This is a genomic window from Pantoea sp. BRR-3P (genome assembly GCF_039621635.1).
In the GTDB taxonomy this organism is placed as follows: Bacteria; Pseudomonadota; Gammaproteobacteria; order Enterobacterales; family Enterobacteriaceae; genus Pantoea; species Pantoea floridensis.
This window is the reverse complement of record NZ_CP155066.1, coordinates 3,386,032-3,411,039: the sequence shown is the minus strand read 5'-3', so window position 1 is coordinate 3,411,039 and position 25,008 is coordinate 3,386,032. Positions and strand designations below refer to the sequence as shown.

The window sequence follows — 25,008 nt, the reverse complement described above, 5'->3', positions numbered from 1 at the left end:
TAGCCTCTTGCGTGGTTTTGTTGTCCCTACAGGAGCTGTAATGCCAAATCGTCTTACCTGGTGCGATCTGCCCGCCGATGTTTCACTTTGGCCGGGTCTACCCCTTTCCCTCAGCGGTGATGAAGTGATGCCGCTGGATTACCGTGCCGGTCGGACTGGCTGGCTGCTGTATGGGCGCGGGCTCGATAAACAAACACTGACCGATTACCAGCACAAGCTCGGTGCGGCGATGGTGATCGTCAGCGCCTGGAATGTCGATGAGTATCAGGTGGTACGGTTAGCCGGTTCACTGACGCCGCGCGCCAGCAAACTGGCACACGAAGCCGGTTTCGACGTGGCGCCACTCGGTAAGATCCCGCATTTGAAAACGCCAGGTTTACTGGTGATGGACATGGATTCCACTGCTATCCAGATTGAGTGCATCGATGAGATCGCTAAACTGGCGGGCTGCGGCGAGCAGGTGGCGGACGTCACCGAACGCGCGATGCGCGGCGAACTCGATTTCAAAGCCAGTCTGCGCGAGCGCGTGGGCACCCTGGCGGGCGCCGATGCCAATATCCTGATGCAGGTGCGTGATGCGCTGCCGCTGATGCCGGGCTTAACCACGCTGGTGCAGAAACTGCAGGCGTTGGGCTGGCAGGTGGCGATTGCCTCGGGCGGCTTCACGTTTTATGCCGACTACTTGCGTCAAACGCTGCATCTGGCTGCGGCAGTCGCTAACGAGCTTGAAATTCGCGACGGCAAGCTGACTGGCCAGGTGCTGGGACAGATTGTCGATGCTCAATTTAAAGCCGATACCCTGAACGATCTGGCACAACGCTTTGAGATTGCCCCGGAACAAACCGTGGCGATTGGCGATGGCGCTAACGATCTGCCGATGATTAAAACGGCGGCGCTGGGTATCGCGTATCATGCTAAACCTAAAGTGAATGAGCAGACGGAAATCATCATCCGCCATGCTGACCTGATGGGCGTATTCTGCATCCTGACCGGCAGCCTGATTCACGAAGAGCGTTAACTGAGGATTTGATTTGGCCAAAGCGGCAAAACGCGCCTTCGTTTGTAACGAATGTGGCGCTGATTATCCGCGCTGGCAGGGGCAATGCAGCGCCTGCCATGCGTGGAACACCATCACCGAGGTGCGCATTGCCGCCTCGCCTGCGGCGGCGCGTAACGAGCGTCTAAGCGGTTATGCCGGCGGCAACGCGGGCGTTAGCCGCGTGCAGAAGCTATCGGAAATCAGTCTCGAAGCCCTGCCGCGTTTCTCTACCAGTTTCAAAGAGTTCGATCGCGTGCTGGGCGGCGGCGTGGTGCCGGGCAGCGCCATTCTGATTGGCGGTAATCCGGGCGCCGGTAAATCGACGCTGCTGCTGCAGGTAATGTGTAAGCTGGCGGAAGGGATGAAAACCCTGTACGTCACCGGCGAAGAGTCGCTGCAACAGGTGGCGATGCGCGCCCATCGTCTGGGATTGCCGACCGAAAATCTGAATATGTTGTCGGAAACCAGCATCGAGCAGATCTGCCTGATCGCCGAGCAGGAACAGCCGAAACTGATGGTGATCGACTCGATCCAGGTGATGCACATGGCGGAGATCCAGTCGTCGCCGGGTAGCGTAGCGCAGGTGCGTGAAACCGCCGCGTACCTGACGCGCTTCGCTAAGACGCGCGGCGTGGCGATCATTATGGTCGGCCACGTCACCAAAGATGGTTCGCTAGCCGGCCCGAAAGTGCTGGAACACTGTATCGACTGTTCGGTAATGCTGGATGGTGATGCTGATTCACGTTTCCGTACCTTGCGCAGCCATAAAAACCGCTTTGGTGCGGTGAATGAGCTCGGCGTGTTCGCCATGACCGAGCAGGGCATGCGTGAAGTGAGCAATCCGTCGGCCATTTTCCTGTCACGCGGTGATGAAATCACCTCGGGCAGCTCGGTGATGGTGCTATGGGAAGGCACGCGCCCGCTGCTGGTGGAGATTCAGGCGCTGGTCGATCACTCAATGATGGGCAATCCGCGCCGCGTGGCGGTAGGTCTGGAGCAGAATCGTCTGGCTATTTTGCTCGCGGTGCTGCATCGCCACGGCGGGTTGCAGATGGCGGATCAGGATGTATTCGTCAACGTGGTCGGCGGGGTAAAAGTCACCGAAACCAGCGTCGATTTAGCACTTTTGATGGCGATGGTCTCCAGCTTCCGCGATCGTCCGCTGCCGCAGGACTTGGTGATCTTTGGCGAAGTCGGACTCGCGGGCGAAATTCGTCCGGTGCCGAGCGGCCAGGAGCGCATTGCTGAAGCGGCAAAGCATGGCTTTAAGCGCGCCATTGTCCCGGCCGGTAACGCACCGAAAAAACCGGTAGAAGGGATGAAGGTGTACAGCGCGAAGAAGCTGGCGGATGCGCTGGCGATTCTGGATGAGCTATAAGTTTTACCGGTCGGCATGAATGCCGACCCTACATTCGTAGGGTGCGCATTTATGCGCACCGTCTTAAAGGCCGCACCGCCCTTTATTCCACGCAGGAGGCACTAAATGTCATCGTTTGACTACCTGAAAACAGCCATTCGCCAGCAAGGCCACACGCTGCAGCAGGTTGCCGATGCCAGCGGAATGACCAAAGGCTACTTAAGCCAGCTGCTCAACGCCAAAATCAAAAGCCCGAGCGCGCAGAAGCTGGAAGCGTTACACCGTTTTCTGGGGCTGGAATTTCCCCGTCGCGACAAAACCGTTGGTGTGGTATTTGGTAAATTTTATCCGCTGCACACCGGCCATATCTATTTGATCCAGCGCGCCTGTAGCCAGGTGGATGAACTGCATATCATCATGGGCCACGACGATCCGCGCGATCGTGAACTGTTTGAAAACAGCGCCATGTCACAGCAGCCGACCATCAGCGATCGTTTGCGCTGGCTGCTGCAAACCTTCAAATACCAGAAAAATATCCGCATCCACTCGTTTAATGAGGAAGGCATTGAACCTTATCCGCACGGCTGGGACGTGTGGAGCGGCGGCGTTAAAACGTTTCTGGCTGAGCAGGGCATAGAGCCGAATTGTGTTTACACCAGCGAAGAACCTGATGCCGCGATGTATGAGCAGCACCTCGGTATTCCGGCGGTGGTGGTTGATCCTAATCGATCGTTTATGAACATCAGCGGCGGTCAGATTCGCCAGGATCCGTTCCGCTATTGGGAATACATTCCTACCGAAGTGAAGCCGTTCTTCGTGCGCACCGTGGCGGTGCTGGGCGGCGAGTCGAGCGGTAAATCGACGCTGGTGAACAAGCTGGCAAACATCTTCAATACCACCAGCGCGTGGGAATATGGCCGCGACTATGTGTTCTCGCACCTCGGCGGCGATGAGATGGCGTTACAGTATTCCGACTACGACAAAATCGCGCTGGGACAGGCGCAGTACATCGATTTCGCGGTGAAATACGCCAGCAAAGTCGCCTTTATTGATACTGACTTCATCACCACGCAGGCGTTTTGCCTCAAGTACGAAGGGCGTGAACATCCGTTTGTGCAGGCGCTGATTGATGAATACCGTTTCGATCTGGTGATTCTGCTGGAGAACAATGTGCCGTGGGTGGCGGATGGTTTACGCAGCCTCGGCAGCTCAATGGATCGCCGTGAGTTCCAGACGATGCTCATCACCATGCTGCGCGAAAACAATATTGAGTTTGTCCACGTAAAAGAGGATGACTACGATGCGCGCTTCCTGCGCTGTGTAGAGTTGGTGAAGCAGATGCTGGGCAGTTAAAACACAATATCAGGCGGTGTCATAGCCGCCTAAATCACGGCTCAGGCAAGACAAATACATGCTGTAAGAAAAGCGTATTAAGCGCATCAGGACCTATCTCGTAAGCTGAAATATTCGCTTTTAGCCAATCCTCAACCTGCAAATTAGACCAATCGATACGATATCCTGCATTCAACGCAATGTGTTCAAACAGAATGCGTAGTGTTCGTCCATTGCCTTCGCGAAACGGATGCAAAATGTTGAGTTCACCGTAATACCATGCCAGTCTCTGACAAAACTCTGGATGGTTAAGATCGCTGAGCCAGTTTTCCTGTTCCATTTTACTAAACAGCAGTTCAGCTTCGCGTCGGATAAACATAGGTTGGCAAAAGCGTGTATTGCCTTTGCTAATGGCAATATCGCGAATATCGCCTGCCCATGAATAGAGTTCGGCAAATAATGTACGGTGAATGGTGCTCAATGTGTTTAATGAGAAAGGGGGATGAAGCAGGGTGATTTGATTAATAGTAAGGGCTGTCACGCTACGTTCGGCAGCTTCAAGTTGTTCACCATCACGAATGTTATAGCGATTAATCAGTATCGAAGAATCGGGATAGCAATAGTGATCGCGCCATGAAGAGTAGCGATCCATGATGGTTAACTCTGCTGAAAGTGTTTACGAACTTGCGCCAGCGAGGTAAATACAGGCTCTTTAGGGATCTCAATGCCTTCCAGCGAAGAGCTGGCAATAAAATTGGCATGTTTAGTTTGCTCGTAAATCATCTCTTCACGCTTCATTGAACGACTTTTTTGATCTTTTCTCATCGCACACCTCATATTAAGTAAAAGGTGCCATTGCTGGCACCTTTTATAAATTACTTCGCCATACGTTTGTACCTGATACGCTTTGGCTCGAGCGCGTCGGCGCCGAGAGTGCGTTTCTTGTACTCTTCGTATTCGGTAAAGTTACCTTCGAAGAACTCCACCTTGCCTTCATCCTGATAATCGATGATATGGGTGGCGATGCGGTCGAGGAACCAACGGTCATGCGAGATCACCATGGCACAGCCAGGGAATTCCAGCAGGGCGTTTTCCAGCGCGCGCAGGGTTTCGATGTCGAGGTCGTTGGTCGGTTCATCGAGCAGCAGCAGGTTGCCGCCCACTTGCAGCAGTTTCGCGAGGTGCAGACGACCGCGCTCGCCACCTGACAGCTCACCGACGCGTTTGCCCTGATCGGTGCCTTTGAAGTTAAAGCGGCCAACGTAAGCACGGCTTGGCATCTCGGTATTGCCGACCCGCATAATGTCCTGGCCACCAGAGACTTCTTCAAATACGGTTTTGGAATTATCCATCGCGTCACGGAACTGATCAACCGACGCCAGCTTGACGGTTTCGCCCAGCTCGATGGTGCCAGAATCGGGTTGCTCCTGGCCTGACATCATGCGGAACAGCGTGGATTTACCTGCGCCGTTCGGACCGATGATGCCGACAATCGCGCCTTTTGGTACGGAGAAGGTCAGATCGTCGATCAGCACGCGATCGCCATACGATTTCTTCAGATTGGTCACTTCCAGCACTTTGTCGCCGAGGCGCGCGCCAGGTGGAATGAAGAGTTCGTTGGTTTCATTACGCTTCTGGTAATCGGTGTTATTCAGCTCTTCAAAGCGTGCCAGACGGGCTTTGCCCTTCGACTGACGGCCTTTCGCGCCTTGACGCACCCACTCCAGCTCTTTCTCGATAGATTTGCGACGCGCAGCTTCAGAAGAGGCTTCCTGCGCCAGACGCTGATCTTTCTGCTCCAGCCAGGAAGAGTAGTTACCTTCCCACGGAATACCTTCGCCGCGGTCCAGTTCCAGAATCCAGCCGGCAACGTTATCAAGGAAGTAACGGTCGTGCGTGATCGCCACAACGGTACCTTCGAAGTCGTGCAGGAAGCGTTCCAGCCACGCCACGGATTCCGCATCCAGGTGGTTGGTCGGTTCGTCGAGCAGCAGCATGTCTGGCTTTTCCAGCAGCAGACGACACAGCGCGACGCGGCGACGTTCACCACCAGAAAGGGTGGCGATTTTGGCATCCCAGTCTGGCAGACGCATCGCATCGGCCGCACGGTTCAGCTGCGTATCAAGGTTGTGACCATCGTGCGCCTGGATCACTTCTTCCAGACGGCCCTGCTCGGCGGCCAGTTTGTCGAAATCGGCATCCGGATCGGCGTACAGCGCATAGACTTCATCAAGGCGCTTCAGCGCACCCACCACTTCGGAAACCGCTTCTTCCACGGATTCACGTACGGTGTGTTCCGGGTTCAGCTGCGGTTCCTGCGGCAGATAGCCAACATTAATGCCCGGCTGCGGGCGTGCTTCCCCTTCGATATCGGTATCGATACCGGCCATGATGCGCAACAGCGTCGATTTACCGGAACCGTTTAGGCCGAGGACGCCGATTTTTGCTCCAGGGAAGAAGCTAAGAGAAATATTCTTCAGGATGTGACGCTTCGGCGGAACGACTTTGCCGACGCGATGCATGCTATAGACGAATTGAGCCACGTTGTTATGAGCCTTTTGGTCTGTGAGTGGTGGACAACTGATGCAGAAGTTTAGCCGTTTTCCCCCTTTATTCATACCCGTCATACTTCGAGCTGCAGCGGCGTTGGCTGCGTGTGTCCACCCCAGTCACATACTTATGTATGCTCCTGGGGATGAACCCACTTGCCGCCTTGCTGCAGCTCGAATTATTTAGGGTATGGATCGTGAGCAGATTATTGAAAATACAGGAACTATGATCTTATGGCAGGCGCAGTGGGATGTTATGTTGCGCCAGCCAGTTCTTCAGCGCCGGTTCCGGTGCGCTGTCGCTCACCAGCAAATCAAAACCGCGCAGGTCGCCAATCCGTGCCGGCAGCACTTTGCCAAACTTACTGCTGTCGGCCACCAGCACCCGCTGGCGCGCTCGCAGCATGGCATGGTGCTTCATCGCCAGTTCATTGATGTTGTAGCAGGTTGCGCCCTGTTCATGGTCGATCCCCGCCGCGGAGATAAAGGCCAGCGTGGGGCAGAGATCGTCGAGGATCGAATGTGCGCCAATCGGCGTAAACAGCGCATTATCAGCATGAAACTCGCCGCCGCTAAGGATCACATTGCAGGCCGGTTTCTCTTTCAGCGTCAGGAAGGTGTTCATGGCGCAGCAAATCGCCGTGAAGGGCAGGCCATCTGGGATCGCATCGACGATGTAAGGCAGCGTGGTACCGCAATCAAAAAACACCGTGTCATTTTCACCGATTAGGTCCGCCGCGGCCTGCGCCAGGCGCTGCTTGCGTGCGGCATTTTGTCCATGTTGATCGGAAATGAAATAGTGGCCAGCGTGGTTTTTCGGATCGCTAACAATATAACCGCCTAGCAGCACCACGCTTGAGGCGGGTTCGGTAAGGTCACGGCGGATGGTCATTTCTGAAACGCCCAGTAGCTGCGCCGCGTCTTTCAGGTGCAGTTTATCAGTGCGTTTTAACGCCTGAGCCAACTTGTGAATACGTTCGTCGCGCCGGGTTTCCATGATCATCTCTGCGTTATGAATCCTGAAGTCGAAGTTGCCTGGTCAAAAATCACGATAAATCTCACAGTTTTTAATCAGTTGCGACCTGTCCCGCAGGTCGGTTTTCAATCTTACCTGTAATGAGATCGCCCCGCAAACGCCACGCAAATCCTTAATCACCGCGCTTCGCTCATCGGTTGGCTTACTTCTTAATGATGTTGCTTTGTTAGAATAATAACATTCCATTCCATGAATGTTTGGCTGTTTTTCGGCTTTTATTGGCAACTCTGAGGTGTGAAATTTATCACATAATTAACTTTATTAACCTGATATTGTGATTTTTATAACATTTAGGCGTTGAAAATTTACCGGGAGAAAAAAATGGATATCGCGGTCATTGGGTCAAACATGGTTGACCTCATTACCTATACCAATCAGTTACCTAAAGCAGGGGAAACGTTGGAAGCCCCCGATTTTGCCATTGGCTGTGGCGGTAAAGGTGCGAATCAGGCGGTTGCGGCAGCGAAAATGGGGGCGAGCGTCATGATGGTCAGCAAAGTTGGCGACGATCTCTTCGCGCCGAACACCGTAGCCAATCTGCAACAGCAGGGCGTTGATACGCGCTTTGTAACGAGCGCGCCCGGTACCTCGAGCGGTGTCGCGCCGATTTTCGTCGACGATCAATCACAAAACCGCATTTTGATTATCAAAGGAGCCAACCAGCAGCTGAAACCAGCCGATATCGATGCCGCCGCCGACGCGTTGAAAGCCTGTAGGCTTATCATCCTCCAGCTGGAGATCCCGCTGGAAACCGTCTATTACGCCATTGATTTTGCCCGCCAGCACGATATCAACGTGATCCTCAATCCGGCACCCGCCGTGGCGGATCTCAATATTGACTACGCCTGTAAATGCGACTTTTTCATGCCGAACGAAACCGAGCTGGAGATCCTCACCGGTATGCCGGTTAACACCGATGAAGAAGTGCAACTGGCGGGGCAATCACTGCTCAAACGCGGGCTGAAAAACCTGATCATCACGCTCGGCGGCCGCGGTTCGCTGTGGATGTCTGGCGACCAGCTGCATCACGTGGCACCTACCGCTGTCAACGCGGTGGACACCAGCGGCGCGGGCGATGCCTTCATTGGCTGCTTTGCACAGGCGCTGGTGAAAACCGGCGATATTGCGGGCGCGATGGTACAAGCCTCCGCCTATGCCGCCTGCAGCGTGACCGGTCGCGGCACGCAGCGCTCCTATCCCGACGCGGAAAGCTTCCAGCGTTTTCTCAACGTTCATTGAGGTCGAGTTATGCAAACGAACATTGTTCAGCAATCTGATGGCTATTTGAATAAAACGCCGCTGTTCCAGTTCATTTTGCTCTCGTGCCTGTTCCCGTTGTGGGGCTGTGCGGCGAGCCTGAATGATATCCTGATCACCCAGTTCAAAAGCGTATTCGCGTTGAGCGACTTCGCCAGCGCGCTGGTGCAGAGCGCGTTCTACGGCGGCTACTTCCTGATTGCCATTCCGGCCTCGCTGGTGATCCGCAAAGCGACATACAAACTGGCGATTTTGCTCGGTCTGGCGCTGTATATCGTCGGCTGCGTGCTGTTCTATCCCGCTTCACACATGGCGACTTACACCATGTTCCTTGCGGCGATTTTTGCCATCGCCATTGGTTTGAGTTTTCTGGAAACGGCGGCCAATACCTATAGCTCGATGATTGGTCATCGCGATCATGCGACGCTGCGGCTCAACATCAGCCAGACGTTCTATCCCGTGGGTGCTTTAATGGGCATCGTGCTGGGCAAATATCTGGTGTTCCAGGATGGCGACAGTCTGGCAAGCCAGCTGGCGGGCATGAACGCTGAACAGGCGCACGCGTTCCGCCTTTCCATGCTGGAGCACACGCTGGAACCGTACAAATATCTGGTTATGGTGCTGGTGGTGGTGATGCTGCTGTTCCTGTTCACCCGCTATCCGCGCTGTAAACCAGAAAGCAGCGAAAAATCATTGCCGTCGCTCGGCGAAACCTTCCGCTATCTGGCGACTAATCGTCACTTTAAACGCGGCATCCTGGCCCAGTTTCTGTATGTCGGCATGCAGGTGGCGGTGTGGTCGTTCACCATTCGTCTGGCGCTGACGCTCGGCGCAACTAACGAACGTCATGCTTCCAACTTCATGATTTATAGCTTTATCGGCTTCTTTATCGGCAAGTTTGTGGCCAACTTCCTGATGACGCGTTTCCGCGCGGAAAAAGTGCTGATTGCCTACTCGGTACTCGGCGTGATCACGCTGGCGTGGGTGATGTTTGTGCCGAACTTTACTGCCGTGTATGCCGCCATCTTTGTCAGCGCGCTGTTCGGCCCCTGCTGGGCGACCATTTATGCCGGTACGCTGGCGACTGTCGATAACAAATACACTGAAGTGGCAGGTGCGTTTATCGTGATGTCGATTGTCGGTGCCGCCTTTATTCCCGCGCTGCAGGGCTTTGTTTCCGATCATCTGGGATCGATGCAGCTGGCCTTTGGCGTATCACTGCTGTGCTTTGCCTGGGTTGGCTTCTTCTTCTGGGGCGAACTGCGCCATAAAAAGCAGGCGGAAGCGGCCGGTCGTTTAGTCGAGGAGATGCCATGAAAACCCGTTTGCCGTTACGTCGTGAACAGTTTCAGGAAACACCGAGCACGCTGCTGCGCAACGAGACTTTTCACGTTGAGCTGTTTCGCTACCCGGCGGGCGTGGAAGCGGTGCGCATCAGCAACCCTCGCGGCACGGTGATCGTGCTGCCGTTTTACGGCCAGATGGTGTGGGACGCCCATTTTGATGGGTATTCGCTCACGATGGGGCACAGCTTTAAACAGCCGCTGCTCGGCAGTTCGATAATTGATACCTACGGCTGCTTTGCTTTCCACTCCGGGCTGTTGGCCAACGGCTGCCCGGCGGTCGATGACGACCATCCGCTGCACGGCGAAATGGCCTGTGCGCGTATGGATAGCGCGTGGATGGTATTGGAAAACGATCGCCTGTCACTGGAAGGCGAAACCGAATATGTGAAGGGCTTCGGTCATCACTATCTCGCTGCGCCTGCAGTGCGGCTTGAGGCCAATGCGGCAAGGCTGCACATTGAGATGAACGTCACTAATCTGGCCGGTGCGCCGATGCCCTTGCAGTACATGTGCCATCTCAACAGCGCGTGGATTGAGCAGGGCCGTTTCCAGCAGTCAATCCCGACGGATGCGTTCCAGCTGCGCACCTCGATCCCGGCACACGTCAAGCCTACGCCGCAGTGGCGCGCTTATACCGAGCGGCTGGCGGCCGATCCACTGGCGTTTCAGCAGTTGGATCAGCCTGAGATGTGCGATCCGGAGATCGTGTTCTTCGCCGACGATCTGCTGCAGTATGGCGATGAGGTGCAGTTCGAGCTGCACTCGCCGCAGGGTTTTGCCCTGATGACGCGCTTCTCCAGCCAGCAGTTCCCACACGCTACGCGCTGGATGCTGCATAATCGCGATCAGCAGGTCGCTGCCTATGTGCTGCCGGCAACCTGCCGCCCGGAGGGGTTCAAGGCGGCGCAGCACGCGGGAACGTTGATCGAATTGGCCCCCGGCGAGCAGCGCCACTTCAGCGTCGAAACCGGGATTTTGTAATTAAACCGTAGGGTCGCCATTCATGGCGACCAGGTGCGCATCAATGCGCACCCTACGATTAAACGGCGCGACTAAATCGCCACCAACCCGCGCACGCCGTCGGCTTCCATGCTGGATCCGGCGCCGCGCTGCACGATCTCACCGCGCGACATCACCAGATAGCTGTCGGCCAGCTCGGCGGCGAAATCGTAAAACTGCTCGACGAGCAGGATCGCCATATCACCGCGCTGCGCCAGCTGGCGGATCACCGCGCCGATCTCCTTGATCACCGACGGCTGGATCCCTTCGGTAGGCTCATCGAGGATCAACAGCGTTGGTGAACAGGCGAGGGCGCGGCCAATCGCCAGCTGCTGCTGCTGACCGCCCGACAAATCGCCGCCACGGCGCGCTTTCATCTCGCGCAGCACCGGGAACAGCTGGTAGATCTCCTCCGGCACCGCTTTGGCCTGCGCGCCAGAAAAGCGCGCCAGCCCCATCAGCAGATTCTCTTCCACCGTTAAACGCGGGAAGATTTCACGCCCCTGCGGCACATAAGCGATGCCAGCCTGCACGCGCTGGTGTGGCTTGCGGCCGTTAATCACTTTGTCCTGCCAGCGAATCTCGCCGGATTTGGCCGGAATCAGCCCCATCAAACACTTCAACAGCGTGGTTTTGCCCACGCCGTTGCGTCCCAGCAGGCAGGTGATTTCACCTGGTTTAGCCTCAAACGACAGGCCGCGCAGAATGTGGCTGCCGCCGTAAAATTGATTCAGATCCGCCACTTGTAGCATGTTAGCGCCCCAGATAAACGTCGATAACCCGATCGTCCGCCTGCACTTCGCGTAACGATCCCTCGGCCAACACCTGGCCCTGATGCAGCACGGTAACGTGATCGGCAATGGTCTCGACAAAGCCCATGTCGTGCTCAACCACCATCAGCGAATGCTTGCCGGCGAGGCTGCGAAACAGCTCGGCGGTGTACTCGGTTTCGGCATCGGTCATGCCCGCCGCCGGTTCATCCAGCAGCAGCAGATGCGGGTCCTGCACCAGCAGCATGCCGATTTCCAGAAACTGCTTCTGGCCGTGCGACAGCAAACCGGCCTGACGCTGACGCTCGCCGCCAAGTCGTAGCAGCTTTAACACCTCATCAATGCGATCCTGCTGCTCGCCGTTCAGCCGGGCGCGCAGGCTGGCCCACACCGATTTGTCATTTTTCAGCGCGATTTCCAGATTCTCGAACACCGTGAGCGCTTCAAACACCGTGGGTTTCTGGAACTTGCGTCCAATGCCGGCGCGCGCGATCTCCACCGGCGACATTTTGCTGAGATCGGTATCCTGGTCGTAGATCACCTGGCCATTGTCCGGCCGGGTTTTACCGGTGATCACATCCATCAGCGTGGTTTTACCCGCGCCGTTGGGGCCGATCACGCAGCGCAGTTCGCCGACGCCGATCTTCAGGGAAAGATCGGTCAGCGCGCGGAAACCGTCGAACGACACGTTGATCTTCTCCAGCTGCAATACCGGATCGGTCTGCGCACGATGACGATCCGCTGGATGAGGTTGGGTAAACAGGTGTTCAGTCATCACGCCTCCGGCGCAGCAGGCCAATCACGCCACGCGGCAGGAACAGCGTGACCAGGATAAACATCAGGCCGAGGAAGAACAGCCAATATTCCGGGAAGGCGACGGTAAACCAGCTCTTGGCACCGTTAACGATCGCCGCGCCAAGCAGCGGTCCAATCAGCGTGCCGCGTCCGCCTAACGCCACCCAGATTGCGGCTTCAATCGAGTTGGTCGGCGACATTTCACTCGGATTGATAATGCCAACCTGCGGCACATAGAGCGCGCCCGCCAGCCCGCACAGCACCGCCGAGAGCGTCCAGACAAATAGCTTGAAGCCTTTGGGATCGTAACCGACGAACATCAGGCGGTTTTCCGCATCGCGCACTGCCGTCAGCACGCGGCCGAATTTGCTGCGTGCCAGCGCGAAGCCGATGCCGAGACTCACCAGCAACAGCAGCACCGTGGCAACGAACAGCCCGATGCGCGTGCCGGTCGCGGTGACGTTAAAGCCAAGCAGCGTGGTGAAGCCGGTAAACCCGTTGTTGCCGCCGAAGCCAGTTTCGTTACGGAAAAACAGCAGCATGCCGGCGTAGGTCAGCGCCTGCGTCATGATGGAGAAGTAGACGCCTTTGATTTTCGAGCGGAAGGCGAAGAAGCCGAACACCAACGCCAGCAGGCCCGGCGCCAGCACGATCAGGCACAGCGCCCAGGCGAAATGCTGCGTGCCCGCCCAGAACCATGGCAGCTCGTTCCACGAAAGAAACGACATAAACGCCGGCAAGCCGTCGCCGGAGGCCTGACGCATCAAATACATGCCCATCGCATAGCCGCCGAGCGCGAAGAACAAACCGTGGCCGAGCGACAGCAAACCGGCGTAACCCCACACCAGATCGAGCGCTACCGCGACGATGGCGTAACAGAGGATTTTGCCGACCAGCGTCAGCGTGTAGGTGGAGATCGCCAGCGGATGCGTGGCGGGCAGCAAGGCGCAAAACGGCAGCACCAGCAGCAGCGCCGTGATGGCTACACCCAGGCTGAGGGTCAGGCGCGGCGCTTTCCGCGCGAGGGTTAACGTCATTGGTTGGCTCATCAGTCAATCACCCTCCCTTTGAAGGCAAACAGCCCCTGCGGACGTTTCTGGATAAACAGCACGATCAGCACGAGGATGAGGATTTTGCCCAGCACTGCGCCAATCTGCGGTTCCAGCACTTTGTTAAGAATGCCGAGGCCAAACGCCGCCACGACAGTGCCCGCCAGCTGGCCAACGCCGCCCAGCACCACCACAAGGAAAGAGTCGATGATGTAACCCTGACCGAGCTCTGGGCCAACGTTGCCCAACTGCGACAGCGCCACGCCACCGAGCCCGGCGATGCCGGAACCGAGGCCAAACGCCAGCATATCGATGCGTCCGGTGGGTACGCCGCAGCAGTCGGCCATTGCCCGGTTCTGCGTCACGGCACGCACGCTGAGGCCAAGCCGGGTTTTGTTTAGCAGCAGCCAGGTGAGGCCCAGAACGGCAAATACGAACAGGATCACTGCGATGCGGTTGTACGGCAGCACCAGATTCGGCAACAGCTGCAGGCCGCCGGAGAGCCAACCTGGGTTAGCCACCTCGAGGTTTTGTGCACCAAACAGCATGCGCACCAGCTGAATCAGCATCAGGCTGATGCCCCAGGTGGCGAGCAGCGTTTCCAGCGGGCGTCCGTATAGATGGCGAATAATGGTGCGCTCCAGCAGCATGCCCATGCAGGCGGTGACCAGAAATGCCACCGGCAGCGCCAGCAGCGGATACCAGGCGAGCCACTGCGGCGCGAACTGCTGGAACAGACTCTGCACAAACCAGGTGGCGTAGGCGCCGAGCATCAGCATTTCACCGTGCGCCATGTTGATCACCCCCAGCAGGCCGTAGGTGATCGCCAGACCGAGTGCCGCCAGCAGCAGAATCGAGCCGAGCGACAGGCCGATAAACGCCTGGCCGAGCAGATCGCCCCACATCAGGCGCTGTTTAATCTGCTTCAGGCTGGCGGCGGCGGCCTCGCGTACTTTGGCATCGGGTTCATTGCTGGCCTGGGTTAAGCGAGTAAGACTAGCCTGAATGTTGGGATCGCTGGATTCGCCGAGCAGCGTCACCGCGTTGAGGCGCAGCGCGGCATCCGGGCTGGCCAGTTGCAGGTTTGCCGCCGCCATCAGCAGCACCGCATGAACCTGCGTGTCTTTCTCACTGGCGAGGCGCTGTTCAAGCAGTGGCAGCATGTCCGCGACGCCATCGTTTTGCAGCTGCTGTGCAGCGCGCAAGCGGATCGCGGGGTCCTCGCTCACCAGCTGGTGGGCGGCGAGGGCGCTGGCGATTACTACGCGCAGCCGATTATTCATAAACAGCTTTTTCGTGTCGCCGCTGGGCTGTTGCGCGCTGTCGAGCGGCTGCAACGTATCGCCCTGTTTGCTGAACGGCTGCTGTTTTTGGTCGATGACCACGGTTTCATTGCGCAACGCCTCGAGTAGCGGCAAGCGGCTGGCCTGCGGCGCGGCGGCCCACTGTTGCAGCAGCACGGCTTGTTGGGTGCGGCTGGCGGCCGCGAAGTCTGCGCCATCGCCCGCCTGGGCGAGCCAGGGCAGCAGTAACAGCAGACAGCAGAGATAACGGCGAATTGTCATGGTTCTGGCCCTGAAGGAGGTAGTTAGGTGCGGTCTGATGCCCTCACCCCGGCCCTCTCCCACAGGGAGAGGGGGATGCTGCCAAATGTATGCTCGATCAATTCCCTCTCCCGCTTGCGGGAGAGGGTTAGGGTGAGGGCTTACTGCGTTGATTTCACCGGATGATCGGGCTTCTTGTCGTTACCCGCGATGTACGGGCTCCACGGCTGGGCGCGCACCGGTTGCTCGGTCTGCCACACCACGTTGAACTGGCCGTTCTCTTCCACTTCGCCAATCATCACCGGCTTGTGCAGGTGGTGGTTGGTTTTATCCATGGTGAGAGTGAAACCGTCCGGCGCTTTGAAGGTCTGGCCCGCCATCGCCGCGCGTACTTTGTCCACATCCGTGGTGCCGGCTTTCTCCACCGCCTGTGCCCACATATGCAGCCCAACGTAGGTCGCTTCCATAGGATCGTTAGTGACGACGGTATTGGCGTTCGGCAGATTGTGTGCCTTGGCATAGGCGCGGTAATCGGCGACAAACTTAGCGTTGGTTGGGTTATCCACCGACTCAAAGTAGTTCCACGCCGCTAGCTGACCAACCAGCGGTTTAGTATCAATACCGCGCAGCTCCTCTTCACCCACCGAGAAGGCGATCACCGGAATATCGGTGGCTTTGATGCCCTGATTCGCCAGCTCTTTGTAGAACGGCACGTTGGAGTCGCCGTTAATGGTGGAGATCACCGCGGTTTTGCCACCGGCAGAGAATTTTTTAATGTTGGAAACGATAGTCTGGTAATCGCTGTAACCAAACGGCGTGTAGACCTCTTCGATATCTTTATCCTGCACCCCTTTGCTGTGCAGGAAAGCGCGCAGAATCTTGTTGGTGGTGCGCGGATAAACGTAGTCGGTGCCCAGCAGGAAGAAGCGTTTAGCGCTGCCGCCATCTTCACTCATCAGGTACTCCACCGCAGGAATCGCCTGCTGGTTAGGCGCGGCACCGGTGTAGAACACGTTCGGCGACATCTCTTCGCCTTCGTACTGCACCGGATAGAACAGCAGGCCGTTCAGCTCTTCAAACACCGGTAGCACCGATTTGCGCGAGACCGAGGTCCAGCAGCCGAATACCGCCGCGACTTTATCCTGCGTCAGCAACTGGCGCGCTTTCTCGGCGAACAGCGGCCAGTTGGAGGCCGGATCCACCACCACTGGCTCCAGCTTTTTACCCAGCACGCCGCCTTTGGCGTTGATCTCATCGATTGTCATCAGCGCCACGTCTTTCAGCGGCGTCTCGGAGATCGCCATGGTGCCGGAGAGTGAGGACATAATGCCCACCTTGATGGTGTCAGCAGCCTGTGCGGCAAAGGCAAAGCCCATGCTGGCCACCGAGGCAGAGAGCGCAAAAGCCTTGAGCAACGAACGTCTTTTCATCAGTAAACCCCTAACTGTGTTTATGTTGTTATTCAATGGGTTGAAGTCGAGCCTGCTGTAACATATGCAATGTGATCTTTCTGACCTCAGCCTTACTGACGGCGATGTGGTCGGTTAAAATGCGCTGCGCCTCCTCGGTCTGTTGCTGGAAAATCGCCCGTAAAATCTGAGCGTGTTCGCGGTATGTCGCCTCGATTCGGTCGTCGCGGGTGAAATCGAGACGGCGAATGATGCGGATTTTTTCGGTCAGTTCGGCGTGGATGCGCGCCATCTCTTGATTGCCGGCGGCCGCCACCAGCGCCATATGAAAGGCTTCATCCTGCGCGGAGACCGCTTTGCCATCGGCCAGCGGTAGCGCATCAATCCAGAAGCTTTTCACCGCCGTTAAGGTTTGTGCGCACTGCGCAACAGGCAGCGCGCACAGGCGGCGCACCGCTTCGCACTCCAGTACGGTACGCAGATCGTACAGCTCCTCGAAATAGGCGAAGTCGAACGGCTTCACCTGCCAGCCGCTGCGGAACCACACTTCGACGTAGCCCTCGCGCTCCAGCCAGAACAACGCCTGACGCACCGGCGTGCGGCTGACTTCCAGCCGGTCGGCGATTTCGTTTTCGCTGAAACGGTCGCCAGGCATCAGGCGGAACTCAAAAATGTCCTGTTTCAGCGCCTGATACACTTTCTCGGCCAATGCTTCAGGGCGACCTTTGCTGCGTGGGTTCGTGTTCATGCCGTCTCCTTATTCCAGCCACAGCAGGGCATCGCCCGGACTCACCGGACGTCCTGCCTGGCAGGCAATGCGTTTCACCTGGCCTGCCTGCGGCGCGACAATCGCCAGTTCCATTTTCATCGCTTCCACGATGATCAGCGTTTGACCGGCCTCCACCACGTCACCCGGCTGAACCAGCACTTTCCAGATGTTGCCGTTCATATCGGCGCACACCGCCAGCGCATCGTCGTCGGCTTCGGCCACCACCAACGTCTCCTCGCTGGTGAGCGGCGCGTTCTGCTCTTCCTGCGCCCACAGCGTCACCTCCTGTTCGAAGGCGGCGGATTGGCGCTGACGAAAATCACGAATCGATGCAGCATGATCGGCCAGGAACTGCTGATGCGCGGCGAAGTCGAATACCGTTTCTTCGATGCGCACCGTGGCGCGGCCTTCGCGGAAGTCATCGCGCAGCTGCGTCAGCTCATCTTCCGTTACCGGGTAGAAGCGCACCTGATCGAAGAAGTGCAGCAGCCAGGGCTCGTCGGCGGCGAACTGCGGGTTTTTGAGGAACTTGTTCCAGATTGGCAGGGTGCGGCCCACCAGCTGATAGCCACCCGGTGAATCCATGCCGTAGATGCACATGTACATGCCGCCAATGCCAACGGTGCCTTCGGCGGTGAAGGTGCGTGCCGGGCTGTATTTGGAGCTCAGCAGGCGATGGCGTGGATCGATCGGCACCGCGCACGGTGCGCCGAGATAGACGTCGCCGAGGCCGAGAATCAGGTAGCTGGCGTCAAAAATCGTGTCGCGCACCGCTTCACGGCTGGCTAAACCATTAATGCGCTGGATAAAATCGACGTTGTTCGGTAGCCAGGGTGCGCTGGCGCGCACGGTTTCTTTGTAGCGCTCAACCGCGCCGAGCGTGGCGCTGTCTTCGAACGCCATTGGCAGCCAGACAATGCGCGACGGCACTTTCAGCTGGCTGACATCGCCAAGTCCAGCCTCCAATTCCAGCAGCAGCTGCATCAGCTGTTTCTGGCTGAGGATCAGGCTGTCGTAGCGCACCTGCAACGAGCGTACGCCAGGCGATAGCTCTTCCACGCCGGGCACCGCGCGCTCACGCAGCGCATTCATCAGCAGATGCACGCGCAGGCGCAGCGCCAGATCCAGCACGTTGTCGCCGTACTCAATCAGCACATATTTGTCGCCCGCCTGACGATAGACCGCCGCGGGCGTGGTTGCCGTGGCCGGTAACGCCGCCAGCAGGGTGGCGGAGCCGATGTCGCTAGCGGCCAGCGATGGCACGGTAAAGGTTGGTGCATGCGCGCTGCGCAGGGTGGCCACGCTGTGCGCCTGGGCTTTTTCCAGCGCCACCGCTTCGTCAGCGCTGATCGGGTGGAAGCGAATGCGGTCGCCCGGTTTCACCTGGCCCACTTTCCACAGCTCGGCTTTGGCGATGGTCACCGGGCAGACGAAGCCGCCGAGGCTTGGGCCGTCATGCGTCAGGATCACCGGGAAGTCGCCGGTGAAGTTCACCGCGCCAATGGCGTATTCGCAGTCGTGTACGTTGGACGGGTGCAGACCGGCTTCACCGCCGTTGGCGCGCGTCCATGTCGGTTTTGGGCCAACCAGGCGTACGCCGAGACGGTTGGAGTTGTAGTGCACCTGCCAGTCGCTGGCAAAGAACTCATCAATCGCCGCCTGAGTGAAGAAATCCGGTGCGCCGTGCGGTCCGTACAGCACGCCAATGCGCCACTCGCTGCCGTAATGCGGCACCAGTGCATGATCGAGCGGCTGCGGTGCGCTAACCGGCGCGGGCGTGGTGCAGGCCGCCAGCTGCGGCTGGGAGATCGGCAGCATATCGGCGACGCGCAGGGTGCGTCCGGCGTGGCCGCCAAACTGGCCGAGCGAGAAGGTTGAGCGGCTGCCGAGATACTCCGGCACGTCGAAGCCGTTGCGCACCGCTAAATAGGTGCGGCAGCCGCTTTGGGCGCGGCCCAGCGTTAGCGTTTGCCCCGCCTTGACGCTGACGGGTTGCCAGTAGGCGATGCTGTCGCCATCAATATCGGCTGGGCAATCGGCGCCGGTTAAGGCGATCACCGCATCGCTATGGAAGCGCAGCGTGGGGCCTTGCAGGGTGAATTCGAGGCCCGCGGCGCTGTCGTGGTTGCCGACAATGCGGTTGGCGAGGCGGAAGGCGAAATCGTCCATCGGGCCGGACGGCGGCACGCCGATATCCCAGTAGCCGAGGCGGCCAGGGAAATCCTGAATGCTGCTGAAGGTGCCGGGCTGCAGCACTTCAATCACGCTGGCGGATGGCGTGAAGCTGTCGAGGAAGCGCGTCCACACCTTGCCGCTGCGGAAGGCCTCGGTGGCGACGATCTGGCGCAGATAATCGAGGTTACTGGCAATGCCGTGTAGCTGCGTGGCACCTAGCGCCTGCTGCATTTTTGCTAGCGCCGCGTCACGCGTCTCGGCATGCACGATCAGTTTGGCCACCATCGGATCGTAAAACGCCGAGACTTCGGTGCCGGTGTCGATCCAACCATCGACGCGCACATCATCCGGGAAGCTGACGTGGGTCAGCACGCCGGGGCTGGGCTGGAAGTTTTTCAACGGATCTTCGGCGTAAATACGCACTTCAATCGACGCACCTTGCGGTACCTGCTGCAGACGCGCCCAGTCGATGGCATCGCCCGCCGCCACTTGCAGCATGCACTCCACCAGATCGAGACCGGTGACGCATTCGGTGACCGGATGTTCCACCTGCAGGCGGGTGTTCACTTCGAGGAAGTAGAAAGCATCCTGCTCGGCGTCGTAGATGTACTCCACCGTACCGGCGCTGCGATAGTTGACCCGCTCGCCAAGGCGCACCGCCGAAGAGAGCAGCGCTTCACGCGTGGCCTGTGGCAGATTCGGCGCCGGCGTTTCTTCCACCACTTTCTGGTTGCGGCGCTGCAGCGAGCAGTCGCGTTCGCCGAGGGCAATCACTTTGCCGCGGCCGTCGCCAAAAATCTGCACTTCCACGTGGCGTGCGCGGTCGATGCAGCGTTCTAAAAACACCCCCGCATCGCTGAAGAACTGCTCGCCAAGACGGCGCACGCTCTCCCACGCGTTGCGCAGCGCGTCGGCGTCGGCGCAGCGCGTCAGACCAATGCCACCGCCGCCAGCGGTGCTTTTCAGCATCACCGGATAACCGATGCTGTCGGCGGCGCTTAAGGCTTCGTCCAGCGAACTCAGCAGCGGCGTGCCCGGCGTCATTGGCACGCCAGCGCTGGCGGCTAATTCACGCGCGCGGTGTTTCAGGCCAAACTCGCCAATCTGCTGCGCGGTGGGGCCGACAAAGGCGATACCAGCTTTTTCACAGGCATCGGCGAACGGCAGGCTTTCCGAGAGGAAACCGTAGCCGGGCCAGATGGCTTCGGCACCGGTTTCCTGCGCGGCGGCGAGGATTTTATCGATGCGCAGATAGCTGTCGCTGGCTTTATCGCCGCCAAGCGCGATCGCCACATCGGCTTCTTTGACGTGGCGCGCGTTGCTATCGGCATCGGAATAGACGGCGACGCTTTTCACGCCGAGGCGTTTTAAGGTGCGGATGGCGCGGCAGGCGATTTCGCCACGGTTAGCAATCAAAACGGTGCTGAACATGCTTATTTACTCCCCTGAGCAGCCAGCCAGTTACGCCAGCCGCCAAATTCGGTAATTTCCAGCGCCTGCGACAGCACCGCCGGTTCACAGATAAAGCCTTTGACGCTGCGGCCGTCGGCCAGCGTTAACGAGCCAATGCCGAGCGGGGCGGGGATTTCTGCTACGAACTCGCCAAAGCGTGCCAGCGGGATATCCCACAGCTCGACGGTAATCGCCGCGCCGCTCTCGCCGCGCAGCAGGCCCGGCTTCTTAATCGGGCCATCGAGCAGGGCGAACAGGCGGTAGTTACTGGCGGTTTGCGTCTCTTCCACCAGCACCGCCTGACGCGTTGTCAGCTGGAAGTTGAGCGGCATGCCGGTGAGATGCGCGCCAACCACCGCCACGCGCACATGATCGGCAGAGAGCGGCAAGGTGGCAGATTCCGCAGGCTGTACTTTGCCAGTGGCACCCAATGGCAGCGCCATCTGCTGCTGCCAGCGCACACCGAAAGCGGCCAGCGCGCGATCCTGCCAGGCGGGCGCAATCAGCGTGATGCCCGCCGGTAAACCATCGGCGCGGAAGGGCGCTGGCAGCGCCAGCGCGCTGAGGTCGGCAAGGTTGGTGAAGTTGGTGTAGGTGCCAAACTGCGAGTTGTAGTGCACCGGCTCCTGCTGCATTTCGGCCAGCGTGTGGATGGTGGGCGAGGTGGGCACCACCAGCGCGTCAAACTGCGCCAGCGTTTGCTGGATCTGACGCGTCAGCTCGGCGCGCAGGTATTCCGCCTGATAGGCTTCCACCGCGCTGTATTTCAGGCCGCTGCTGACAATGCCGAATACCACCGGATCCATCTCTTCCGGACGATTGATCATCTCGCCCACCGCGACGGTGCGCTCGGCGACCCACGGGCCGTAATAGAGCTGTTCGGCCAGCTGGTGGAACACGGAGAAATCGATCGGGTGCAGCGTCGCGCCACCCGCCTGCAGTTGCTCCAGCGCCGCCAGCCACGCCGCTTCGGCCTGTTTGTCGCCGAAAAATTCGGGCGAGGCGGGAATGGCGAAATCGGGCTGCGCTTTGAAATTGGCTGGCGCGGTGTGCGGATTGCTGCGCGAGTAGGCGTCGCCCGCGTCATAGCCGCCCGCCGCCGTGGCCACCGCGAAGGCATCTTCCACCGTTAACGCGAACACCGAAATGGTGTCATTGAGGCGGCAAGCCGGCACCACGCCGCTGGCGGAGAACCAGCCTTTGGTGGGCTTAAGGCCGACGATATTGTTGAAACCGGCCGGTACGCGGCCCGAACCGGCGGTATCGGTGCCGAGTGAGAAGCCCACCAGCCCGCGCGCCAGGACCGAAGCCGAGCCGGAGCTGGAACCGCCGCTGACATAATCAGGATTGAAGGTGTTACTCACCGCACCAAACGGTGAACGCGTACCGACTAAGCCGGTGGCGTATTGGTCGAGGTTGGTTTTACCCATCACCACCGCGCCGGCGGCTTTTAGCTGTGCCACCACAAAAGCATCGGCCTGAGCGGTATAAGTGAAGGCAGGGCAGGCGGCGCTGGTCGGCCAACCGGCAACATCAATATTGTCTTTCACCGCAAAAGGTACGCCAAACAGCGGCAGCGCGGCCGGATTGCGCTGGTAGCTGGCCAGCAGCGGCTCGATTTGTGCCTGCAGCTGCGCGGGCGTGGCGAGATAGAGCCAGGCATTATCCTGCGGGTCGATGGCGTCAAGATGCGCCGCCAGCAGGGAGGTAATTTGCTGTGGATCCTGTTGGTAACTGTGCTGCCAATCCTGGAGCGTAAAGCCAAAGGTCGATGCCATGAGTGAATTCCAACTGGTATACAAGATGGAATTCAACAGAGCAAAGCGCGTGCCATTTTTGTAAGCCGATGAAAGTGCGTAGTTAATTGATGTGTAATACGTTTTTCTGATGATAAATTGCACAACGGCGGCGCAAACGCTGCGCAATGGCGGTGCGCGAGCGTAAATTTTGTGAAGAACATGGCAAGAGGCGGTTGGCCTGGTTAGCATGAAGGAAGTCTGGCATGAGCTGGATCGCAGCACTGAGAGGAGAGCGTAATGGAGAAGTGGCGTTACTGGATGCTAGGGATCTGTCTGGCCAGCACGGCCAGCAGCGTATGGGCCGATTCGCTGGATCAGCAGCGACAGCGCTATGCGCAAATCAAGCAAGCCTGGGATAATAAACAGATGGACCAGGTAACGCAGCTGATGCCAACGCTGCAGGATTATCCGCTCTACCCGTATCTGCAATATCGCCTGCTGGCGCAGGATCTCGATCAAGAGACGCCGCTGGCGGTGAAAAACTTTATTCAGCAGTATCCTACGCTGCCGCCGGCGCGCTCGCTCTCAACGCGCTTTGTGAATGTGCTGGCTAATCGTCAGGACTGGCAAGGCGTGCTGAGTTTCAGCCCGGATGAACCAAAACCGGTGCAGGCGCGCTGTAACTGGTATTACGCCAAATGGGCCACCGGACAGCAGCAGGCTGCGTTTGCCGGCGCGAAAGAGATTTGGCTGCGCGGCACCGCGTTGCCGAATGACTGCGATAAGCTGTTCTCGGTCTGGCAAGCCAGCGGGCAGCTCTCGCCGATCACCATTCTGGAGCGTATCCGTCTGGCGATGAAAGCCGGTAACGATAGTCTGGTGAATTATCTGGCGAAAATGCTGCCGGCGGATTATCAAACCACCGCCAGCGCGCTAATTGCGCTGCAGCAGAATCCGCAAACCGTCACTTCCTTTGCCAGCAGCATGGGCCCCACTGATTTCACTCGTATGGCAACCAGCTATGCCTTCGCCCGCGTGGCGCGTGAGGATATGGACAACGCGCGTATGATGATTCCGCAGCTGGTGCAGGCGCAGAAGATGAGCCAGGCCGATGAGCAGGATCTAAAAGAAACCGTGGTGTGGCGCATGATGGGCGCGGATCTCACCAGCGAGCAGGCGCGCTGGCGTGATGCGGTGGTGATGAACAGCGAATCCACCGCGCTGGTGGAGCGCCGTGTACGTTTGGCGCTGAGCCAGAACGATCGCCGCGGGTTGAATACCTGGATCGCGCGTTTGCCGGTGGAAGCCAAAGAGAAAGATGAGTGGCAATACTGGCAGGCGGATTTGCTGATTTCGCAGGGCCGCAAGGAGGAAGCGGATGAGATTCTACGTAAGCTGATGCAGGCGCGCGGCTTCTATCCGATGGTGGCGGCGCAGCGGCTTGGCGTGGAGTATCCGTTGCAGGTCGATCAAGCGCCAGCAGCCGACAAGAGCGTGGTGCAGGGCGCCGAGATGGCGCGCGTGCGTGAGCTGATGTATTGGGGACTGGATAACCTGGCGCGCAGCGAATGGGCCAATCTCATCTCCAGCAAAACCCGTTCACAGCAGCAGATGCTGGCGCGTTATGCCAACGAGCAGGATTGGTGGGATCTTAGCGTGCAGGCCACCATCACCGCGAAGATGTGGGATAGCCTGAAAGAGCGCTTCCCGCTGGCGTGGCAAAATCTGTATCAGCAATACACCAGCGACAAAGGCATTCCACCGAGTTATGCGATGGCGATTTCACGTCAGGAGAGCGCGTGGAATCCAAAAGCACGTTCACCGGTAGGCGCCAGCGGCTTAATGCAGGTGATGCCCGGCACGGCAACGCATACCGTGAAGATGTATAACATTCCCGGCTATGTGAACAGCAGCCAACTGCTGGATCCGCAGACCAATATCCAGATTGGCACGCAGTATCTGGAGTACGTCTATCAGCAGTTTGGTCAGAACCGTATCTTTGCCTCGGCGGCTTACAACGCTGGCCCGGGACGCGTACGTACCTGGCAGAATAACAGCGGCGGCAAGCTGGATGCGGTGGCGTTTATCGAAACCATTCCGTTCTCAGAAACGCGTGGCTACGTGAAAAACGTGCTGGCCTACGATGCGTATTATCGTTATTTCATGGGTAAGCCGGACAAGATCCTCGCCGACAGTGAGTGGAATCGTCAGTATTGAGGGGCACATAGAAATGAGCCGTTTCCTCCATGAAGAAGTTTTTGAGGAAATAATGTAGTCGGGCTCTAAGTTTGAAAAGGATCTCATGGAGATCCTTTTTTATTGTAGGCATATTTTATTAGGGCGTAGATAATGCCTTACTTAGCGTTCACACAAAAAATAAGGTTCTTTTTG

19 protein-coding genes are annotated in these 25,008 nt (G+C 58.1%); 7 read left to right on the top strand and 12 right to left on the bottom strand.

Annotated elements, in window-relative coordinates; genetic code table 11:
- Nucleotides 1-40: 40 nt before the first annotated feature.
- From serB to nadR, 3 genes are all read left to right on the top strand, one after another.
- Nucleotides 41-1,018: a phosphoserine phosphatase gene (gene serB / locus AAGR08_RS15810; protein WP_097095009.1), complete on the top strand. Its 978-nt coding sequence runs from the start codon at nt 41-43 to the stop codon at nt 1,016-1,018.
- 13 nt (nt 1,019-1,031) lie between these two features.
- Nucleotides 1,032-2,417 (top strand): DNA repair protein RadA, encoded by a 1,386-nt coding sequence (gene radA / locus AAGR08_RS15805; protein WP_345827314.1) that lies wholly within the window; start codon nt 1,032-1,034, stop codon nt 2,415-2,417.
- 105 nt (nt 2,418-2,522) lie between these two features.
- Nucleotides 2,523-3,749: a multifunctional transcriptional regulator/nicotinamide-nucleotide adenylyltransferase/ribosylnicotinamide kinase NadR gene (nadR, locus tag AAGR08_RS15800; protein ID WP_097095008.1), complete on the top strand. Its 1,227-nt coding sequence runs from the start codon at nt 2,523-2,525 to the stop codon at nt 3,747-3,749.
- Between the two features lie 34 nt (nt 3,750-3,783).
- Here nadR and AAGR08_RS15795 read toward each other — a convergent pair whose 3' ends face one another.
- From AAGR08_RS15795 to deoR, 4 genes are all read right to left on the bottom strand, one after another.
- On the bottom strand, nt 3,784-4,380 hold the full coding sequence (locus tag AAGR08_RS15795) for a putative adenosine monophosphate-protein transferase Fic (RefSeq protein ID WP_345827313.1): 597 nt from the start codon (nt 4,378-4,380) through the stop codon (nt 3,784-3,786).
- A 5-nt stretch (nt 4,381-4,385) separates the two neighbouring features.
- Nucleotides 4,386-4,553: a YhfG family protein gene (locus tag AAGR08_RS15790; RefSeq protein WP_345827312.1), complete on the bottom strand. Its 168-nt coding sequence runs from the start codon at nt 4,551-4,553 to the stop codon at nt 4,386-4,388.
- Between the two features lie 50 nt (nt 4,554-4,603).
- Nucleotides 4,604-6,271: an energy-dependent translational throttle protein EttA gene (gene ettA / locus AAGR08_RS15785; RefSeq protein ID WP_345827311.1), complete on the bottom strand. Its 1,668-nt coding sequence runs from the start codon at nt 6,269-6,271 to the stop codon at nt 4,604-4,606.
- 238 nt (nt 6,272-6,509) lie between these two features.
- On the bottom strand, nt 6,510-7,274 hold the full coding sequence (gene deoR, locus AAGR08_RS15780; protein ID WP_345827310.1) for a DNA-binding transcriptional repressor DeoR: 765 nt from the start codon (nt 7,272-7,274) through the stop codon (nt 6,510-6,512).
- Nucleotides 7,275-7,634: 360 nt separating this feature from the next.
- On the opposite strand from deoR, the gene rbsK reads away from it, so the two are divergent.
- From rbsK to AAGR08_RS15765, 3 genes are read left to right on the top strand one after another with little or no spacing between them, the layout of a single operon-like run.
- Nucleotides 7,635-8,552, top strand: a complete 918-nt coding sequence (gene rbsK / locus AAGR08_RS15775) for a ribokinase (RefSeq protein ID WP_345827309.1) — start codon at nt 7,635-7,637, stop codon at nt 8,550-8,552.
- Nucleotides 8,553-8,561: 9 nt separating this feature from the next.
- Nucleotides 8,562-9,887 (top strand): L-fucose:H+ symporter permease, encoded by a 1,326-nt coding sequence (gene fucP, locus AAGR08_RS15770; protein WP_345827308.1) that lies wholly within the window; start codon nt 8,562-8,564, stop codon nt 9,885-9,887.
- The gene (locus tag AAGR08_RS15765) at nt 9,884-10,897 is read left to right on the top strand and encodes an aldose 1-epimerase family protein (protein WP_345827307.1); all 1,014 of its coding nucleotides are present in this window, start codon (nt 9,884-9,886) and stop codon (nt 10,895-10,897) included. Before fucP ends, AAGR08_RS15765 begins: the two co-directional genes overlap by 4 nt.
- Nucleotides 10,898-10,968: 71 nt before the next feature.
- Here AAGR08_RS15765 and urtE read toward each other — a convergent pair whose 3' ends face one another.
- The 8 genes from urtE to atzF form a co-directional block, all read right to left on the bottom strand.
- Nucleotides 10,969-11,667: an urea ABC transporter ATP-binding subunit UrtE gene (gene urtE / locus AAGR08_RS15760; protein WP_345827306.1), complete on the bottom strand. Its 699-nt coding sequence runs from the start codon at nt 11,665-11,667 to the stop codon at nt 10,969-10,971.
- 1 nt (nt 11,668) lies between these two features.
- A complete protein-coding gene (urtD, locus tag AAGR08_RS15755; RefSeq protein ID WP_097095002.1) occupies nt 11,669-12,460 on the bottom strand; it encodes an urea ABC transporter ATP-binding protein UrtD in 792 nt (263 codons plus the stop codon).
- Nucleotides 12,453-13,529: an urea ABC transporter permease subunit UrtC gene (gene urtC / locus AAGR08_RS15750; RefSeq protein ID WP_345827305.1), complete on the bottom strand. Its 1,077-nt coding sequence runs from the start codon at nt 13,527-13,529 to the stop codon at nt 12,453-12,455. The genes urtD and urtC overlap by 8 nt, the downstream gene beginning before the upstream one ends.
- Entirely contained in the window at nt 13,529-15,094 is a 1,566-nt protein-coding gene (gene urtB, locus AAGR08_RS15745) for an urea ABC transporter permease subunit UrtB (protein ID WP_345827304.1), read from the bottom strand. The genes urtC and urtB overlap by 1 nt, the downstream gene beginning before the upstream one ends.
- Before the next feature lie 140 nt (nt 15,095-15,234).
- Nucleotides 15,235-16,503 carry an urea ABC transporter substrate-binding protein gene (gene urtA / locus AAGR08_RS15740; protein ID WP_097094999.1) on the bottom strand — a complete coding sequence of 423 codons (1,269 nt, stop codon included), beginning with the start codon at nt 16,501-16,503 and terminating at the stop codon, nt 15,235-15,237.
- Between the two features lie 28 nt (nt 16,504-16,531).
- A complete protein-coding gene (locus AAGR08_RS15735) occupies nt 16,532-17,230 on the bottom strand; it encodes a GntR family transcriptional regulator (protein ID WP_345827303.1) in 699 nt (232 codons plus the stop codon).
- A gap of 9 nt (nt 17,231-17,239) precedes the next feature.
- Entirely contained in the window at nt 17,240-20,857 is a 3,618-nt protein-coding gene (gene uca, locus AAGR08_RS15730) for an urea carboxylase (RefSeq protein WP_345827302.1), read from the bottom strand.
- Nucleotides 20,858-20,859: 2 nt separating this feature from the next.
- A complete protein-coding gene (gene atzF, locus AAGR08_RS15725) occupies nt 20,860-22,656 on the bottom strand; it encodes an allophanate hydrolase (protein ID WP_345827301.1) in 1,797 nt (598 codons plus the stop codon).
- Between the two features lie 258 nt (nt 22,657-22,914).
- Here atzF and sltY point away from each other — a divergent pair, with 258 nt between their 5' ends.
- Nucleotides 22,915-24,834 (top strand): murein transglycosylase, encoded by a 1,920-nt coding sequence (gene sltY, locus AAGR08_RS15720; RefSeq protein WP_345827300.1) that lies wholly within the window; start codon nt 22,915-22,917, stop codon nt 24,832-24,834.
- The last annotated feature ends 174 nt before the right edge of the window (nt 24,835-25,008 follow it).